The organism is Agromyces sp. Root81 (assembly GCF_001429165.1).
In the GTDB taxonomy this organism is placed as follows: domain Bacteria; phylum Actinomycetota; class Actinomycetes; order Actinomycetales; family Microbacteriaceae; genus Agromyces.
Map to the genome: position 1 here is coordinate 50,112 of NZ_LMIR01000001.1, position 16,297 is coordinate 66,408.

The following is a 16,297-nucleotide window of genomic DNA, read 5'->3' on the forward strand; positions in this document are numbered from 1 at the left end:
GCAACCGCCCCGGGGACGCAGCACCAAGGAGCAGCAGATGACCATCCGCCACAGCGACCGGCCGCCCACCGCCGCCGCCGCCGCCCGACGTCGCATCCCCGGAACCGGCGGCCGCACGGCCGCGATCTTCCTCGTTCCGTTCTTCTCCCTGTTCGTCGTGGCGATGATCGCGCCGGTCGTCTACGCGATCGGGCTCAGCCTGTTCGCACAGAAACGCTCCGGCCTCGGGTTCGGCGGCGCCGAGACTGTGTTCGTCGGCCTCGAGAACTACCTCAACGTGCTCTCGAGCGAGACCTTCGTCGGCGGATTCGGCCGGCTGTTCCTCTACTGCCTGATGTACATCCCGATCATGCTGGGCCTTGCGCTCGTCTTCGCCCTCCTCCTCGACGCGATCGTCACCAAGGCGAAGCGGGCCTTCCAGCTCTTCCTCTTCCTGCCGCACGCCGTCCCCGGCGTCATCGCGGCACTCATCTGGGCCTACCTCTACACCCCCGGCATCAGCCCGATCGTCTCGACGCTCGCGGCCGGCGGCATCCAGATCGACTTCCTCTCGGTGCACATGGTGCTCCCCTCGATCGTGAACATCGCGGTCTGGGAGTGGACCGGGTACAACGTGATCATCCTCTTCACGGCCCTGCAGGCGGTGCCGCGGGACATCCTCGAGGCCGCCCGGGTCGACGGTGCCAGCGAACTGCGCTCGGCGTTGTCGATCAAGACGCCGCTCATTCTTCCCGCCCTCAGCGTGACCTTGCTGTTCACCGTCATCGGCACGCTCCAGATGTTCACCGAACCGCAGATCCTCTCGAAGGCCACGACCGCGGTGACGAGCACATGGGTGCCGAACATGTGGGCCTATGACGCCGCGTTCAACCGCAACAACCTGCCGCAGGCCGCGGCCGCCTCGATCATCCTCGCGCTCCTCGCGGGCCTGCTCTCGTGGGCGGTCACCCGCCTCAGCTCGAAGGGACGCACGCGATGACCGCGACGCTCAACGCACGACCGGCTCGCGCCGAAGCCGGTTCCGGCGCCCCGGCCGCGGCGACCGGGCCGGCCCGGCGCGGCCGTCGACCGCAGCGCGCGCTCGGCTCCACGATCGGCGTGAACGGCATCCTCGTGCTCGGCGCCGCGTACATGGTGCTGCCGATCCTCTGGCTCGTCTTCGCGGCGACCAAGGACACGAAGGACCTCTACGGCACCGGCGCATTCAGCTTCGGCGACTTCTCGCTCTGGTCGAACATCGTCGACGTCGTCACCGAGGGCGACGGCATCTTCCTCCGCTGGATGGCGAACAGCGTGATGTACGCCGGCGTCGGCGCCATCATCGGCGGGCTCATCTCGGTCATGGCCGGCTACGCCTTCGACAAATTCGAGTTCCGCGGCAAGGGTGCGCTCTTCGGCGCGGTGCTCGTCGGGGTCCTGATCCCGAACACCGCGACCGTGCTGCCGCTGTACCTGCTCGGTGCCGCGGTCGGCCTGACGAACACGGTCTGGGCGGTCATCATCCCGGTGCTCTGCAACCCGTTCAGCGTGTACCTGGCCCGGGTCTTCAGCGCGGGCTACGTGCCCGACGAGACGCTCGAGGCGGCTCGCGTCGACGGAGCGAGCCCGCTCCGCACGTTCTTCAGCGTCGGACTGCCGATGCTGGCGCCCGGCTTCGTGACCATCGCCCTCTTCCAGTTCGTCGGGATCTGGAACAACTTCATGCTGCCGCTCGTGATGCTGCAGAACCGCGACCTCTTCCCGGTGAGCGTCGGCATGTCGCTCTGGCAGGGCTACGCCGTGCCTCAGCCCGAGTTCACGCCGATGGTGATCACCGGATCGTTCCTCTCGATCATCCCGCTCGTGGTGGCGTTCATCCTGCTCCAGCGCTTCTGGCGCGCCGGGCTCTCGGCCGGGAGCATCAAGTGACCGCCCCCCGCCTGAGCCTCACGTTCGCGATGGCGCCCGACGTGCAGGAGCGGATCTTCACCCCGGAGCGCATGGCCGCCTTCGCGGAGGTCGTCGACCTCGCAGGCGTCCTCACCGAGTTCGAGTCGGATGCCGCGCGGCAGGTGCTCGCCGAAACGGAGATCCTCGTGACGGGCTGGGGCAGCCCGCCTGTCGACGAGGTCACGCTCGCTGCCGCGCCACGGCTCCGCGCGATCCTGCACGCCGCAGGATCGGTGAAGCACCACGTCACGAGCGAGGTGTGGGATCGGGGCATCCAGGTGAGCTCCGCGGCCGCCGCGAACGCCGTGCCGGTCGCCGAGTACACGGCCGCGATGATCGTGCTCGCGAACAAGCGGGTGCTGCCGATCGCGGGGCGCTATCGAGCCGAGCGGCGCGCCTTCGACGTCGAGCAACGGTTTCCCGGGCTCGGCAACTTCGGCAAGCGCATCGGCATCGTGGGCGCCTCGAAGATCGGGCGGAACGTCATCGAACTGCTCCGTCCGTACGCGGTCGAGGTCGTCGTCTACGACCCGTTCCTCTCTGTCGACGACGCTTCCGACCTCGGAGTCGAGATCGTCGGGCTCGACGAACTCCTCGCCACCTCCGACGTCGTGTCGGTGCACGCCCCCTCGCTGCCCGAGACGCACGGCATGATCGACGCGCGCGGGATCGGTCTCATGCGGCCCGGTACGACGCTCGTGAACACCGCGCGGGGCGAGCTCATCGACCAGGAGGCGCTCACGGCGCGGGTGCTCGGCGGCGACCTCTTCGCGATCCTCGATGTGACGACGCCGTGGGTGCTCGACGCCGACCACCCGCTGTTCGACCACGAGCACGTGCTGCTCACGCCGCACATCGCGGGGTCGCTCGGCGTCGAACTCGGCCGTCTGGCCGACGTCGCGCTCGATGAGACGATCCGCCTGGCCCGCGGCCTTCCGCTCGAGTACGCCGTGCAGGCCGACGAGCTGTCGTTCACGGCCTGATCGGCCCGATGCCCGACGCCCGACGCCTGACCATGCGTCGCCGGCGAGTACCCGGCCGCAGACGACGATGCCGCGCCCCGAGCGGGGCGCGGCATCGTGCGAGCACGACCTGCGTCAGGCGGTGGCGGCTGCCGCGAGGTGCGGTGCCACCGCGGCGTCGAAGGCCCGGGCGGTGCTGGCGACGACCTCGGGCCACGGGGCATCCCAGATCGCCGCGTTGAAGATCTCGACCTCGATGTCGCCCGCGTAGCCGGCGGCCTCGACGGCACGCGTGAACGCGGCGAAGTCGATGACGCCGTCGCCCGGCTGGTGCCGGGCGAGCAGCACGTCGGCGGGCAGCGGGGTCTGCCAGTCGCACACCTGGTAGCTCGCGATGCGGCCGGATGCCCCCGCACGGGCGATCTGGGCGAACGCCTCGGGGTCCCACCACACGTGGAACGTGTCGACGACGACGCCGACGGCGGCGGGGTCGAACGGCTCGGCGAGGTCGAGCGCCTGCTTCAACGTCGATACGACGGCCCGGTCGGACGCGTACATCGGGTGCAGCGGCTCGATCGCGAGCGTGACACCGGCGGATGCCGCGTGCGGGGCGAGCTCGGCGAGCGCGTCCGCGACGCGTTCGCGCGCCCCGGCGAGGTCGGTCGACCCGGCGGGGATGCCTCCAGCGACGAGCACGAGCACGGCGGCGGAGCCGGGCGCGCCGGCCCCCGCGAGCGTCGCGGTCTCCTCGATCGCGCGCCGGTTGTCGTCGAGTGCGGCGCGGCGTTCGGCTCCCTCGGGGAAGGTGAAGAAGCCGGCGCGGCAGAGGCTCGACACCCGCAGCTCGGAGTCGGCGAGCCGACGCGCGGCCTCGTCGAGACCGACGACGGCGACGGGCTCCCGCCACAGGCCGATGGAGGTGCAGCCGCCCGCGCTGGTGAGGCGCAGCGCCTCGTCGAGCGGGGCGTGCTTGATCGTGGCCTGGTTGAGCGAGAGGCGCGGGTGGGCGCTCATGCGAGCACCTCGATGCCCTCGTCCGAGGCGGAAATCGCGGCATCCGTCGCCTCGGTCTCGCCGGCGTCGGCTGGGGCGCCCCACGCCGTCGCGACCTCGACGCCGTTGAGCGTGAGCAGCGAGTGCCAGCGCGCCGTCGCGAGCTCGGGTCGCTCGAGGGCGCCCGAGGCGTTCGCGAGCTCGACGATGCGCGAGAGGTGGGGGAGGCTGCGCGCGGCGTGCAGGCCGCCGACCATCTGGAATGCGGCCTGGTGGCCGTTCAGCCACGACAGGAACGCGACGCCGGTCTTGTAGTAGTACGTGGGCGCGGCGAAGACCTGCTGCGAGAGCGCCTCGGTGGGGCCGAGGAGGTCGCGGTACGCCGTCGCATCCCCGCGGTCGAGCGCCTGGATCGCCGCCGACGCGTTGGGCGCGAGCGCGGCGAACGCGCCGAGCAGTGCGTCGGAGTGACCGCGCTCGTCGCCTTCGATGAGGCCGACGTAGTGGAAGTCGTCGCCCGTGAACATGCGGGCCGTCTCGGGGAGCCGCTCGCGCACGGCGATCTCGGCGTCGGCGTCGAGCAGGCTCATCTTCACGCCCGAGACCTTGTCGGGGTCGGACTCGATCACCTCCACGAGCGTCGCGGCAGCGGCATCCGTGTCCTCGGAGCCGAAGTAGCCGGCGAGCGCCGGGTCGAACGCGGTGCCGAGCCAGTGCAGCACGACCGGGCCGCCGGCGGCGCCGAGCACCTCGTGGTACACGCGGCGGTAGTCGTCGGCGTTGCGTGCCGCACGGGAGAGGTGGCGGCTCGCCATGAGCACGACCCCCGCGCCCGCGTCCTCGGCGTGGTGAAGCTGCTCCTTGTAGGCGTCGATCACCTGCTCGATCGAGATGGTCTCGTCGCCGACGTGATCGGTGTTGACGCCGACGACGAGGTTCGCACCCACGGATGCCGCTTCGGCGGCCCCGCGGGAGATCAGCTCGCGCGTGGCGAGGGCGTCGAGGCCCATGTTGCGCTGCGCGGTGTCCATGGCGTCGGCGACGCCGAGCCCCCAGGACCAGATGTGGTGACGGAAGGCGAGCGTGGCGTCCCAGTCGATCTCGGCCGGCTCGCCGGGGGTGTTGTCGGCGAACGGCTTCGGCACGACGTGCGCGGCCGCGTAGGCCATCCGGCTCGTGAGCGGATGTCGCGGCTTCTGGAACGCCGGCGCCTCCGCGAGCGGCACGGTGCGGAGCGATCCGGTGCCGTCGATGAGCGTGATCGCGGTCATGGTCAGCGTGCCCCCGCAAGCTCGGCGGCCTGCTCGGACGCGGGCGTCGCGGCATCCGTCGCTGCGCCGTCGAGCGCGACGACCGGCAGCGCGATACGGCGACCCTCGACGGACGAGCGGAGTCCCTCCTCGGCGAGCAGCACGCCACGTGCGCCGGCGAGGAAGTCGTAGTGGTTCGGGGCGTCCTCGACGACGTGGCGGATGAACTCCTCCCACTGGGTCTTGAAGCCGTTCTCGAACTCCTGGTTGCCGGGCGACTCGATCCAGTCGGCGTCATAGTCGTGCGCGTCGGCGAGGTCGGGGTTCCACACGGGCTTGGGAGTGGCGTTGCGCGGCTGGATCTTGCAGCCGAACAGGCCGACGACCGCCGAGCCGTGCGTGCCGTCGACCTGGAACTCCACGAGTTCGTCGCGGTTCACCCGGGTGGTCCAGCTCGAGTTGAGCTGCGCGACCACGCCGCCCTCGAGCTCGAAGATCGCGTAGGCGGCGTCGTCGGCCGTGGCCGGATACCGATTGCCCTGCTCGTCGATGCGTTCTGCGATCTCGGTGACGGCCTTCGCATAGACCGACTCGACGCGGCCGAACAGGTTCTCGAGCACGTAGTTCCAGTGCGGGAACATGTCGACGATGATGCCGCCGCCGTCCTCGGCGCGGTAGTTCCAGCTCGGGCGCTGGGCGGGCTGCCAGTCGCCCTCGAACACCCAGTAGCCGAACTCGCCGCGCACGCTCAGGATGCGACCGAAGAAGCCCGAGTCGATGAGGCGCTTGAGCTTCTGCAGGCCCGGGAGGTACAGCTTGTCGTGCACGACGCCGTTCTTGATGCCGGCCTCTTCGGCGAGGCGGGCGAGCTCGAGCGCCTCCTCGAAGCTCTCGGCGGTGGGCTTCTCGGTGTAGATCGCTTTGCCGGCCGCGATGGCCTTCCTGATCGCGTGCGCGCGCGCCTTCGTCACGAGGAAGTCGGCGTAGATCTGCCAGCGGTCGTCGGCCAGCGCCTCGTCGAGGTTCGTCGTGTAGTGCTCGATGCCGTGTCTGGCCGCGAGCTCGGCGAGCTTCGCCTCGGACCGGCCGACGAGGATGGGCTCGACCTGCACGCGGGTCACGCCGTCGGCGAGGAGCACACCGCCCTGCTCGCGGATCGCGAGGATCGAGCGCACGAGGTGCTGGCGATAGCCCATGCGTCCCGAGACGCCGTTCATGATGATGCCGATGGTGGGTGCGGACACAGGATGCTCCTTCGTGGAGTGCCGGCGGCGTCGTGGACGAACCGGCGACCGATTGCGGGAAAGCGTTTACCCGACACTGTAGATGGCTCGGCGAACCGTCGCAAGCGACCCGGTGTTCCAACGGGATGCGCAGCTGCGCCCGGCGCTCGGTGTCGCCTGGTCGGCCTGCGCCTCAGTGCCCGATGATCGGGGGAGTGCTCGCCCGCAGCACGACCTCGGTCGGCACGGCGCCGGCGGCGTCGGGCGCGTCGCCGTCGAGCGCGCGGCGGAGTGCGCGCCGACCCACTTCGTCGAGCGGAATGCGAACGGTCGTCAGTGTCGGGGTGACGTCGCGAACAGTCGGGATGTCGTCGAATCCGGCGACCGCGACATCCCGGCCGGGCTCGAAACCGGCCTCGCGCAGTGCCGAGAGCGCTCCGACCGCCATCACGTCGTTCACTGCGAAGACGAGGTCGATGTCGTCGAGCCCGGCCGAGATGAGCTGACGCATGCCGTCGTACCCGCCGTCGCGGGTGAAGTCCGAGCGGACGATGCGGCCGGGATCGAGTGCGAGACCGGATGCCGCGAGGCCGGCGCCGAATCCCGCGAGGCGGTCGTCGGAGGTGGTGAGGCCCGTGTCGCCGGCGATGGCTGCGAACCGCCGGTACCCGATGCCCGCCAGCGTGCGGGCGAGGGCGTCGGCCCCGTCGGCGTTCTCGACGAGCACGGTGCGGAACGGCAGATCGTGGCCGCCCACGAACGCGACCCTGCCGCCGTTCGCTTCGAATGCCGCGAGCTCGTCGGCGAGTGCCGGTTCGCGGTCGGCGGTGTGCCGGGAGCCCGCCAGGATCATCACGCGAGGGCGCTGACCCCGCAGCGTGCGCACGAGTTCGAGCTCACGCGCGGCGTCGCGACCGGTCGCGGCCATCGTCACGATGAGGCCCTCGTGGTCGGCCTCGCGCACGACGCCTGCGGCGATCCCCGAGAAGTACGGGTCGGCGATGTCGGCCACGAGGAGTGCGACGGTCATGGTCGCGCCGCGGGCGACCGCCTGGGCCGAGAGGTTGGGCGAGTAGTCGAGTCGGGCGGCGGCGTCGAGCACGCGACGGCGATACTCGTCGTTGACCTTCCGGGTGCTCCCGTTGATGGCCCGCGATGCGGTCGCGAGCGACACGCCGGCCTCGCGGGCGACGTCGTGCAGGGTCGCACCCGATCGCGGGGTCTCGCGGTCCACTCGCTTCGTTCCGGGCACGCTGCCATCATTCCACGTCGATCGCGGGACTGGCTGGTGGGCGGGAGGTATCTTGGATAACGTTTTCCATCCCACCCGATCGCGGCGCTGTCGCGCTGGGAGCATCGAAACGAGGAGGCGTGCGTGGTCGAGGCCATCATCATCAGCGGCACCGGGCGATACGGCGACCCGTGGCATCCGTTCGCCGAGACGAGCGCGGCGCTCGCGGCGCTCGTGCGCGAGGCGGGGTTCACCGTGCACGTCGCCGACGACCCCGATGCCGCACTCGCCGCACTCGACGACGACGTGCGCCTCATCGTCGTGAACGCCGGTGACCCCGATGGCCCGCACGCGGCCGATGCCGGCGGCGCCGACGTGGCGACCGCCGACACGGGCGGCGAGGCGCAGGCATCCGTGATCGCGGCTGCCGCGGCCGGGCTCGACGCGGCGATCGAACGCGGCGTCGGCATCCTCGCCGTGCACGCGGCCGCGTCGAGCCTCCGCGCGTACCCGGCATTCGAGCGCGCGCTCGGCGCCCGGTGGGTGCGCGAGGTCTCGTGGCACCCGCCGATCGGCGACGCGCACGTGCTCGTCGTCGGTGATCACCTCGTCGCCGAGGGGCTCGCCGACTTCACCGTGTTCGACGAGCGCTACACGGGATTCCGATTCCTCGACGTCATCGAGCCGATCGCCGAGCACGAGGAGGGCGGCGCGCGCCACCCCCTCGTCTGGGCGCGTGAGTTCGGCTGCTCGCGGCTCGTGTACGACGCACTCGGCCACGACGCCCGCTCCTACGAGTCGGCCGGGCACCGTGTGCTCCTCGCCCGTGCGCTTGCATGGCTCTCGCGGGTGCCCGCCCCGACCGCTCCCGACGCATGAGCCGCATCGTCATCGCCCCCGACTCGTTCAAGGGCACGGCGAGCGCGACGGATGCCGCGAAGGCCCTCGCCAGCGGCTGGCTCGCCGTGCGCCCGGGCGACGACGTGGTGCTGCGCCCCATGGCCGATGGCGGCGAGGGAACCCTCGACGCGTTCGCCGCCGCGGTGCCGGGCGCGGTCCGCATGCCGATCACGGTGCGGGGGCCGGTCTCGGACCCGGTGGCGGCCGAGTGGCTGCTGCTGCCGGGCACGCGGCCGGCGGCGGTCGTGGAGCTCGCCACGACGTCGGGCATCACACTGCTCGACCCGCTCGCGCCGCTCGACGCGCACACCGCCGGGTTCGGCGAGGCCATCGCCGCGGCCCTCGACCACGGCGTCGACCGGCTGCTCCTCGCGCTCGGCGGCAGCGCCTCGACCGACGGCGGGGTCGGCGCGCTCACCCTGCTCGGCGGCCGGTTCACGGATGCCTCGGGGCGGCTCGTGTCGCCCGGCAATCGCGGGCTCGGCGCACTCGTTCAGGTCGACCTGTCGGGGCTGCGGTCGCTGCCGCGCGGTGGTGCGGTGATCCTCGGCGACGTCACGAACCCGCTCCTCGGCGGGCTCGGCGCGGCCGCCGTGTTCGGCCCGCAGAAGGGGGCGGATGCCGCGACCGTCGAGGCGCTCGAGCACGGCCTCGCCCGCCTCGTCGGGCTCGTCCCCGCATCGGTGCGGGCATTCGCCGAAGCGCCCGGGGCGGGCGCGGCAGGCGGTACCGGATTCGCCCTCCTCGCGTGGGGCGCCGAGATGGGCGGCGGCGCAGCGATCGTCGCGCAGGCCGTCGGCCTCGGCGACGCGATGGGCGGCGCCGACCTCGTGATCACGGGTGAAGGGCGGTTCGACGGGCAGTCCGAGCGGGGCAAGGCGCCGACGGTCGTCGCGGCGCTCGCGCGCGACGCGGGGGTGCCGACGGCGCTGGTCGCAGGGGCGATCACGGCCGAGCCGCGCGGGTTCGCGGCATCCGTCGCCCTCACCGACCTCGCGGGCAGCGGCGCGGCGGCGTCGGCCGAGCCGTTGCGCTGGCTCGAGGCCGCGGGAACCGAGCTGGCGCGCACGGCGGGTTGAGGCCGCTGGCGCCGCGTTCCCCAGCCGGACAGCATCTCACCCGGTGGAGGGTCAGTGATCCCGATGGTTGAGTTGGCGAGCCAGATGTGGTCGGCTGGGTTCAGCGGAAGGGGGCGACATGAACGACGACCCGTCGTGGACCAAAGTCGTGCAGGCCGTCGAGCCTGAACAACCCGAACTCAAGCGAGTGCTCGGACCGGGGCTGCTGCTCCTGTTCATCGTCGGCGACATTCTCGGCACTGGCATCTATGCGCTGACGGGCCAGGTCGCCGCAGAAGTCGGCGGTGCCGCATGGCTGCCCTTCCTCCTCGCATTCGCGGTGGCGACCGTGACCGCGTTCTCGTATCTCGAGCTGGTGACGAAGTACCCGCAGGCGGCCGGCGCGGCGCTGTACACGCACAAGGCGTTCGGCGTCCACTTCTTCACGTTCATCGTGTGCTTCATCGTCATGACCTCCGGCATCACGTCGGCGTCGACGGCCTCGCGTGCGTTCGCGGCGAACCTCCTCGTCGCCTTCGGAATCCCGGATGCCGCGGTGACGACCATGCTCATCGCGCTCGCGTTCATCGTGCTCGTCATGCTGGTGAACCTGCGAGGGGTGAGTGAGAGCGTCTGGCTCAACGTGTTCCTGACCCTCGTGGAGCTGTCGGGCCTGCTCCTCGTGATCCTCATCGGCATGTGGGCGATCGCCGGGGGCAACGCGGACTGGTCGCGGGTCGTGGCGTTCGACACGCCTGAGGACAAGAGCGTGCTGCTCGCGGTCAGCACCGCGACATCCCTCGCATTCTTCGCGATGGTCGGCTTCGAGGACTCGGTCAACATGGCCGAGGAGACGAAGGACCCGAGCCGCATCTTCCCGAAGATGATGCTGAGCGGGCTCGGCATCGCGGCGGTGATCTACGTGCTGGTGTCGATCACCGTGGTCGCCCTCGTGCCGATCGGGCAACTCGTCGGCAGCGAGACGCCACTCGTGACCGCAGTCGAGGTGGCGGCGCCCGGCTTCCCGATCAACGACCTGCTGCCGTTCATCTCGATGTTCGCGGTCGCCAACACCGCGCTGATCAACATGATGATGGCGAGCCGTCTGCTCTACGGGATGAGCCGGCAGCAGGTGCTGCCGCCGTTCCTCGGCAAGGTCGCCCCGAGACGGCAGACTCCTTGGGCCGCGATCCTGTTCACGAGCGCGCTGGCCGCCGGCCTCATCGTCTACGTCTCCCTCGACGCCGAGGGCTCGGTCGTCGCCCTGCTCGGAGGCACGACATCGCTGCTGCTGCTGACGGTCTTCGCGGTGGTGAACGTGACCGTACTGGTGCTGCGGCGGCAGCCCGTCGAGCACAAGCACTTCCGCACGCCCACGGTGATGCCGGTGATCGGTGCGATCACGTGCCTCTACCTGGTGTTCCCGTGGACCTCCGGCCGGCCGGCCGGACAGTACGGGATCGCGCTCTCACTCCTGGCGATCGGCGTCGTGCTGTGGATCGCCGAGCGCGTGTACACCGCCGCGCGACGCCGACGCGCCTGAATCTACCGACCCGATCCCTCACCGGCCGCGGCCCGTCCTGTTCCCGGAAGCCTCTCGCCCCATATGATTCGACGGTGATCGTGGGGAATCCGAAGCTGATTGGGTCGCGACCCGATCTGCAGCAGCTCCTGCTCGAGGGCAAGGTCAGTGTTCCGGCACACGCCGGTGGCGGCGCGAGCCGGCGCGGACTCATCGAGGACGCGCGCGCGAGCGGCTCGCGCGTGGTGGGCATCACCGCGCCCGCTGGGTACGGCAAGTCCACCATGCTCGCTGAATGGGCGGCGAGCGAAGATCGGCCGGTGGCCTGGGCCTCGATCGACCGGCTCGATGACGACCCTGCTGTGCTTCTCTCGCTCCTGGCGACCGCCTGTTCGACGATCTCTCCGCACGCAGCGGAGGTCGTGCTCGAGATGCGCGGCGTCGGCGCGTCGACGCTCGGGCGCTCGGCACCACTCCTGGCAGAGGCGCTCAGGCGCACATCGACACCGTTCGTGCTGTTCGTCGACGACCTTCACCTGGCGGATTCGCTGAGCTGTCAGGATGCGCTCGAGATCGTGCTGACTGGCGTGCCGGAAGGTTCTCAAGTCGTGCTGGCCAGTCGGCACGAGCAGCCGCATCTTGCCCGCTTGCGTGCGAACGGAGATGCGTACGACATCGGCACCGCCCAGCTCCGAGTGGGGGTCGAGGGGGCACGCCGCATCTTCGAGCGAGCGCACATCGAAGTCGGTGAGGAGCAGCTCGCCGCTGTGGTTGATCGGTGCGAGGGCTGGCCGACCGGAGTCTTCCTCTGCGCGCTGGTCGCGCGCTCGGGCGGCGAGGTTCTCGAGGTGACCGGCGACGACCGGTTCGTCGCCGACTACCTCTATCGCGAGTGCCTCGCACAGCTCTCCGACGAGATGCGGCGATTCCTCCGCCAGACGGCGGTGCTCGAGCAGCTCTCCGGCGCGGTCTGCGACGCCGTGCTCGAATCGACGGATTCCGCCGCGCGCCTGCGAGAGCTCGAGTCGCTGAGTCTCTTCCTCATTCCCCTCGACCGGCGACGCGGCTGGTACAGGTATCACGCGCTGTTCCGCGACTTTCTCCTCGCCGAGTTGCAGGTGGCCGAGGCGGCGGAGATCGTCGAACTGCACCTGCGAGCAGCGACCTGGTTCGAATCCAACGGGCTCCCCGCGCAGGCGATCGAGCACCTGCTTGCAGCGGGCGATCGCGATCGCTCCGTTCACCTCGTCGCGCGACTCGCGCTGCCGACCTACCAGTCCGGTCGGGTCTCCGTCGTCGAACGATGGATTGGCGAGCTCGGCGATGACGCTGTCGAAACCTACCCTCCGCTGGTCGTGATGGCCGCGTGGAAGGGGGTTCTGCTGGGCGAGACCGCGGAGGCCGACCGATGGATGCGGACGCTCGAGCGGATCGAATGGGATGATGCGTCGGCTGAGGATCGACTGGCGTTGGACTCATCGCGCGCGATGCTCCGCGCGGTGATGTGCGCGGCCGGCCCCGAGCTGGCACTGGAGGATGCCGCGTTCGCGGTGGCGAACGAGCCGTCGTGGGGGCCGTGGCGCGCTCTGGCACTGCAACTGTACGGGTCGATATGCCGGCTCGTGGGGGATGACGATTCCGCCCGCCGCGCCTTCGTCGAAGCATGCGCGACGGCACCGAAGATGGGCAACACCGGTGCTCTTCTCGTGAGCGAGGCGGAGTTGGCGATCCTCGCGATCGAGGCCGGCCATTGGCGTGCCGCAGAGGAGCACGCCGACCTGGCGCTGGAAGCCATCGACGCCAGTCACATGGAGGGCTACTCCACTGCTGCGATGGCCCTCGCGGTCGCCGCACGGATCGCGATCCACCTCGGCGAGAGCGCCCGGGCGGAACGATACCTGGCGCGCGCGATGCGGGCGCGAGTCCAATGCACCTTCGTGCTTCCGTTCGTCTCGCTCAAGGTTCGTCTGCAACTCGCCAGGGCATTCGTCGAGATCGGCGACCACGTGACCGCGATGCACCTGATGCGCGAGATGCAGGAACTGCTCCACCGGCGTCCGAACCTCGGGCTCCTCCGTGAGGAGACCGAGGCATTGCAGCGGCGGATCGAGCGCATGTCGGGCTGGAGCGGCGCGATACCGCTCACCCCGGCCGAACTCCGGTTGCTGCCCTATCTGCAGACGCACCTCACGATCGGTGAGATCGGGGCCCGGCTGTTCATCTCGAGGAACACGGTCAGCTCCGAGGTCGGGTCGATCTATCGGAAGCTCAACGTCACCGCGCGCAGCGCGGCCGTGGAGCGAGCGATCGCCGTCGGGCTCCTCGGGGAATGATCCCCGCGTGAGCCGCGGGGAGAACGGCTAGCGGGAGTCATCCGACAGCAGGTCGATGTCGTACCCGAGTGCCACGGCGACCTTCGGAGCAGCCGACACGGCTCGCGGCATCCCGATGATCGGAACGATGACGGCGAGGACGTCGATGATCTCGGTTTCGGACACACCCGCCGTGACCGCTGCGTCGACCTCGGCCCGGATCGACGGTGTCGGCGCTCCCACCGCGCAGAGCGCGCTGATCCGGACGAGAGCGACGAGACGGCGGTCGAGTGCGTCGCTGGACACGGCAGCCGGATCTCGGCACAGGCCGTCGGCGTTGACGATGAACCGACGCAAGCGCTCAGTGTCGTCCACGATGCCCTCCTCCGTGCGCGGTGCCGACTATTGCTGGTCCATAGAAGCGCTGAACCCCGCCGGCGCGCCATGCGGATCGCATGAACGCTCTTCCGCCCTGTTGCGAACGGCGCCGCTCGGGCGTTGAAGTTCACACAGAACGCATTACGCCGGCGCGAGCGGAAACCGGCACTGTGGGTGGAGACCTGCCGGCGTCGTGTCAGCTCTCAGCGGGATCGAGAGACATCGACCCGACTCGGTCGGTTCCGGGGCCTGCGCCGGAAGCGCAACTCAACGACAGAAGGGTTTGCAATGACTGAATCGTCACTCGATGAACTGGGACCGGTGGACTTCGTGATCATCGAGTTCCCTGCCGGCCAGTCGAGTTTCTCGGGGGAGATCGCCGAGGAGTTGGTCAGGCTCGTGGACGCCGGCACCATCCGGCTGATCGACATCCTGATTCTTCGAAAGACCGACGATGGCGCCGTCGAGGCGCTGGAGCTCGAGGACGCCGAAGACCTCGGACCCCTGGCGCGTCTCGAGGCGGAGCTCGCCGAGCTGCTCGCCGAAGAGGACATCGAGAACCTCGCTGCCGCCATGGATCCAGGCAGCGTTGCCGGCGTCGTCGTCTACGAGAACGTGTGGGCGGCTCCGTTCGCGTCAGCGGCACGCCGAGCAGGTGGCCGGCTCATCGCAGACGGCCGCATCCCCATGCAGGACATCATCGCCTCGCTCGAGGCGGATGTCGAACCCGAGAAGGTTGGAGAGTGACATGCTGAGACCAGCACGCATCGGACGAGTCGGAGTCGTGAGAGCGCCCGTGGCGAAGGCGGCTGTCGTCGGCGCCGCGGTCACACCGGGGCGAGCGCCGGTCGCCCGTACCGCAGTCGTCGCCGCAGCGGTGACGCCCGGTCGTCGTCGCCGGATCTGATGCCATCGACGAGGTCAGGACGCCGTCACGCCTGACGCGGCTCATGACGGAAAGCGGGTGCCCGACATGTCGGGCACCCGCTTCTCGTGGTCGCGGCATCCGTCAACGGGGCCGCGGGTTCGTCGTCACCCCTGCTGGCGGATGATCTCCGGCAGCTGCCACGTCATCTCGAACCACGGCTCGAGCGGACCGTAGAGGCGCAGCACCGGCCACCAGGACTTGCCCGGGAGCGTCGGGATCCAGTTGGACTCCTTGCCCTCGGGAGCGGTCGGGGCGAACCACAGCACATACGAGCCGTCGGCTTCGGCCTGGAGGCTCTCGGAGAGGCTCGACAACGCGGGGTAGAGTGCCGACTGCAGCAGCGAACGGGTCTGCGTGTCGTAGACGTCGATCGACCAGAAGTTCTTCGCCGGAGGGTTCGCGGGAATCCGCAGCGAGTAAGTTTCGGCCCCGTCGAGGAGGGCGCCATCGGCGTCCTCGGCCGTGTAAATGTAGGCGGACCCGGCCCCGACCTGCGCGTGCGCCATCGCCGGGGTGATCACCGTCGCCGCGTAGTGGAACAGCGTGCGCGCATCGAGGTTGCGTGCGCCGTCGCTCAGGAACTCGTAGCTGCCCCCGACGAACGGGTTCTTCCACGACGACCCCTCCCAGCGGAAGGTCTCGGGGTCGCGAGGCGTGTAGAGGATGGCGCGTGACATCCCCGCGGCGATGCGAGCCGCTTCGTCGAGGATGCCGCGCAGACGCTCGTCGGGTGCGAACGGCGTGCCGTGCCGGATGCCGAGCGTCGCGAGGGTGCCCGCGCGCTCGGGGTCGAGTGCGGTGGTCGGCTCCTCGGCGACGAGCTGGGCGATCTCCTCGAAGAACGAGAAGTCGTTGGAGTGGACGGTGTTGAACTCCTGCTCGCCGACGTTCACGAACGTGTTCTCTGGTACGGCATCGACATCACTGAGCTTGTAGATGCGGGACTGCTTGATCGCCGGCACGCCGCCCAGGGCGCGAATCACGACGAAGTTCGTGAACGTCGGGCTCTCGTAGGTGTAGTAGCCGTCGGGCCGTTCGCCGTCGTAGCCCGGCGGGAGGAAGAGGTACTTGCCGCCGGCGCCCTTGTCGGGGCCCGCGATGCCCATATCGGTGACGTAGCGGAACCAGAAGTCGTCGACGACGCAGAGCGACTGGGGCGGCACCTCGATGACGGTGGGCCCCCACGCCTTCAGGTCGAGGAACGTGATGCCATACGTCGTCTCGGTGTTCGGTGTGAGGAAGATGGGGGTGGAGGTGCATCGCGGATCGGTGTACCCGATCTTGTCGGGCGAATCGACACCAGCGGCGCGCAGGCCGCGCCGCATGGCGACGAGTGACGCACCGGGCACCGTGTTCAGGAACGCAGTGATGCCGCGAACGAGGTCGAGACCGTCGAAGATCGACTGGACCGAATCGGGCTTGGGCACCCCGTCGAAGAACTCGAGGTCTCCGAACGGCGTCGACATCCGGTCGGGAGTCGAGACATGTGTCACCTCCTCCGCGAGTTGCTCCTTCGTCAGTCCCACCACGGTCGTGCCTTCGATCGCCATGTTCATCCCCTCATCGGTCGATACCCTCGCGATTGTGGCAGAGGAGGGCGGCGACACCATC

14 protein-coding genes are annotated in these 16,297 nt (G+C 69.9%); 8 read left to right on the forward strand and 6 right to left on the reverse strand.

Annotated elements, in window-relative coordinates:
* Nucleotides 1-37: 37 nt before the first annotated feature.
* Genes ASE14_RS00260 through ASE14_RS00270 form a run of 3 tightly spaced genes read left to right on the forward strand, consistent with a single transcriptional unit; the run spans nt 38 to nt 2,912 of the window.
* The gene (locus ASE14_RS00260) at nt 38-979 is read left to right on the forward strand and encodes a carbohydrate ABC transporter permease (protein ID WP_056649150.1); all 942 of its coding nucleotides are present in this window, start codon (nt 38-40) and stop codon (nt 977-979) included.
* Complete coding sequence (locus ASE14_RS00265; RefSeq protein WP_082599847.1) at nt 976-1,908, forward strand: carbohydrate ABC transporter permease; 933 nt, start codon at nt 976-978, stop codon at nt 1,906-1,908. The genes ASE14_RS00260 and ASE14_RS00265 overlap by 4 nt, the downstream gene beginning before the upstream one ends.
* Nucleotides 1,905-2,912: a hydroxyacid dehydrogenase gene (locus ASE14_RS00270; RefSeq protein ID WP_235511032.1), complete on the forward strand. Its 1,008-nt coding sequence runs from the start codon at nt 1,905-1,907 to the stop codon at nt 2,910-2,912. Before ASE14_RS00265 ends, ASE14_RS00270 begins: the two co-directional genes overlap by 4 nt.
* A gap of 114 nt (nt 2,913-3,026) precedes the next feature.
* Here the strand turns inward: ASE14_RS00270 and ASE14_RS00275 are convergent, their stop codons facing one another.
* The 4 genes from ASE14_RS00275 to ASE14_RS00290 all read right to left on the reverse strand — a co-directional run bounded on the left by ASE14_RS00275 (nt 3,027) and on the right by ASE14_RS00290 (nt 7,609).
* A complete protein-coding gene (locus tag ASE14_RS00275) occupies nt 3,027-3,905 on the reverse strand; it encodes a sugar phosphate isomerase/epimerase (protein ID WP_056649153.1) in 879 nt (292 codons plus the stop codon).
* A complete protein-coding gene (locus tag ASE14_RS00280; RefSeq protein ID WP_056649157.1) occupies nt 3,902-5,155 on the reverse strand; it encodes a dihydrodipicolinate synthase family protein in 1,254 nt (417 codons plus the stop codon). The genes ASE14_RS00275 and ASE14_RS00280 overlap by 4 nt, the downstream gene beginning before the upstream one ends.
* 2 nt (nt 5,156-5,157) lie before the next feature.
* Entirely contained in the window at nt 5,158-6,351 is a 1,194-nt protein-coding gene (locus tag ASE14_RS00285) for a Gfo/Idh/MocA family protein (protein WP_056651519.1), read from the reverse strand.
* Between the two features lie 199 nt (nt 6,352-6,550).
* Entirely contained in the window at nt 6,551-7,609 is a 1,059-nt protein-coding gene (locus ASE14_RS00290) for a LacI family DNA-binding transcriptional regulator (protein ID WP_235511033.1), read from the reverse strand.
* Nucleotides 7,610-7,732: 123 nt separating this feature from the next.
* Between ASE14_RS00290 and ASE14_RS00295 the strand changes: the two genes are divergently transcribed.
* The 4 genes from ASE14_RS00295 to ASE14_RS21050 all read left to right on the forward strand — a co-directional run bounded on the left by ASE14_RS00295 (nt 7,733) and on the right by ASE14_RS21050 (nt 13,401).
* Nucleotides 7,733-8,467, forward strand: a complete 735-nt coding sequence (locus ASE14_RS00295; RefSeq protein ID WP_056649162.1) for a ThuA domain-containing protein — start codon at nt 7,733-7,735, stop codon at nt 8,465-8,467.
* Nucleotides 8,464-9,567 carry a glycerate kinase gene (locus ASE14_RS00300; protein ID WP_056651522.1) on the forward strand — a complete coding sequence of 368 codons (1,104 nt, stop codon included), beginning with the start codon at nt 8,464-8,466 and terminating at the stop codon, nt 9,565-9,567. The genes ASE14_RS00295 and ASE14_RS00300 overlap by 4 nt, the downstream gene beginning before the upstream one ends.
* Before the next feature lie 118 nt (nt 9,568-9,685).
* Nucleotides 9,686-11,089, forward strand: coding sequence for an APC family permease (locus ASE14_RS00305; RefSeq protein ID WP_056649165.1), 1,404 nt, complete (start codon nt 9,686-9,688; stop codon nt 11,087-11,089).
* Between the two features lie 1,481 nt (nt 11,090-12,570).
* A complete protein-coding gene (locus ASE14_RS21050) occupies nt 12,571-13,401 on the forward strand; it encodes a LuxR C-terminal-related transcriptional regulator (protein WP_235511091.1) in 831 nt (276 codons plus the stop codon).
* A 27-nt stretch (nt 13,402-13,428) separates the two neighbouring features.
* On the opposite strand, the gene ASE14_RS00315 is transcribed toward ASE14_RS21050, so the two are convergent.
* Nucleotides 13,429-13,755: a carboxymuconolactone decarboxylase family protein gene (locus tag ASE14_RS00315; protein ID WP_056649167.1), complete on the reverse strand. Its 327-nt coding sequence runs from the start codon at nt 13,753-13,755 to the stop codon at nt 13,429-13,431.
* A 291-nt stretch (nt 13,756-14,046) separates the two neighbouring features.
* Here ASE14_RS00315 and ASE14_RS00320 point away from each other — a divergent pair, with 291 nt between their 5' ends.
* Nucleotides 14,047-14,505: a DUF6325 family protein gene (locus tag ASE14_RS00320; protein ID WP_056649168.1), complete on the forward strand. Its 459-nt coding sequence runs from the start codon at nt 14,047-14,049 to the stop codon at nt 14,503-14,505.
* Nucleotides 14,506-14,790: 285 nt separating this feature from the next.
* Here ASE14_RS00320 and ASE14_RS00325 read toward each other — a convergent pair whose 3' ends face one another.
* Nucleotides 14,791-16,236: a DUF1254 domain-containing protein gene (locus ASE14_RS00325; RefSeq protein WP_082600109.1), complete on the reverse strand. Its 1,446-nt coding sequence runs from the start codon at nt 16,234-16,236 to the stop codon at nt 14,791-14,793.
* Between the last annotated feature and the right edge of the window lie 61 nt (nt 16,237-16,297).

What these genes read in the sequence shown, in the direction of transcription:
- ASE14_RS00260 (WP_056649150.1), top strand. Translation starts at nt 38, where the DNA reads ATGACCATCCGCCACAGCGACCGGCCGCCCACCGCCGCCGCCGCCGCC.
- ASE14_RS00265 (WP_082599847.1), top strand. Translation starts at nt 976, where the DNA reads ATGACCGCGACGCTCAACGCACGACCGGCTCGCGCCGAAGCCGGTTCC.
- ASE14_RS00275 (WP_056649153.1), bottom strand. Translation starts at nt 3,905, where the DNA reads ATGAGCGCCCACCCGCGCCTCTCGCTCAACCAGGCCACGATCAAGCAC.
- ASE14_RS00280 (WP_056649157.1), bottom strand. Translation starts at nt 5,155, where the DNA reads ATGACCGCGATCACGCTCATCGACGGCACCGGATCGCTCCGCACCGTG.
- ASE14_RS00285 (WP_056651519.1), bottom strand. Translation starts at nt 6,351, where the DNA reads ATGAACGGCGTCTCGGGACGCATGGGCTATCGCCAGCACCTCGTGCGC.
- ASE14_RS00300 (WP_056651522.1), top strand. Translation starts at nt 8,464, where the DNA reads ATGAGCCGCATCGTCATCGCCCCCGACTCGTTCAAGGGCACGGCGAGC.
- ASE14_RS00305 (WP_056649165.1), top strand. Translation starts at nt 9,686, where the DNA reads ATGAACGACGACCCGTCGTGGACCAAAGTCGTGCAGGCCGTCGAGCCT.
- ASE14_RS21050 (WP_235511091.1), top strand. Translation starts at nt 12,571, where the DNA reads ATGTGCGCGGCCGGCCCCGAGCTGGCACTGGAGGATGCCGCGTTCGCG.
- ASE14_RS00320 (WP_056649168.1), top strand. Translation starts at nt 14,047, where the DNA reads ATGACTGAATCGTCACTCGATGAACTGGGACCGGTGGACTTCGTGATC.
- ASE14_RS00325 (WP_082600109.1), bottom strand. Translation starts at nt 16,236, where the DNA reads ATGGCGATCGAAGGCACGACCGTGGTGGGACTGACGAAGGAGCAACTC.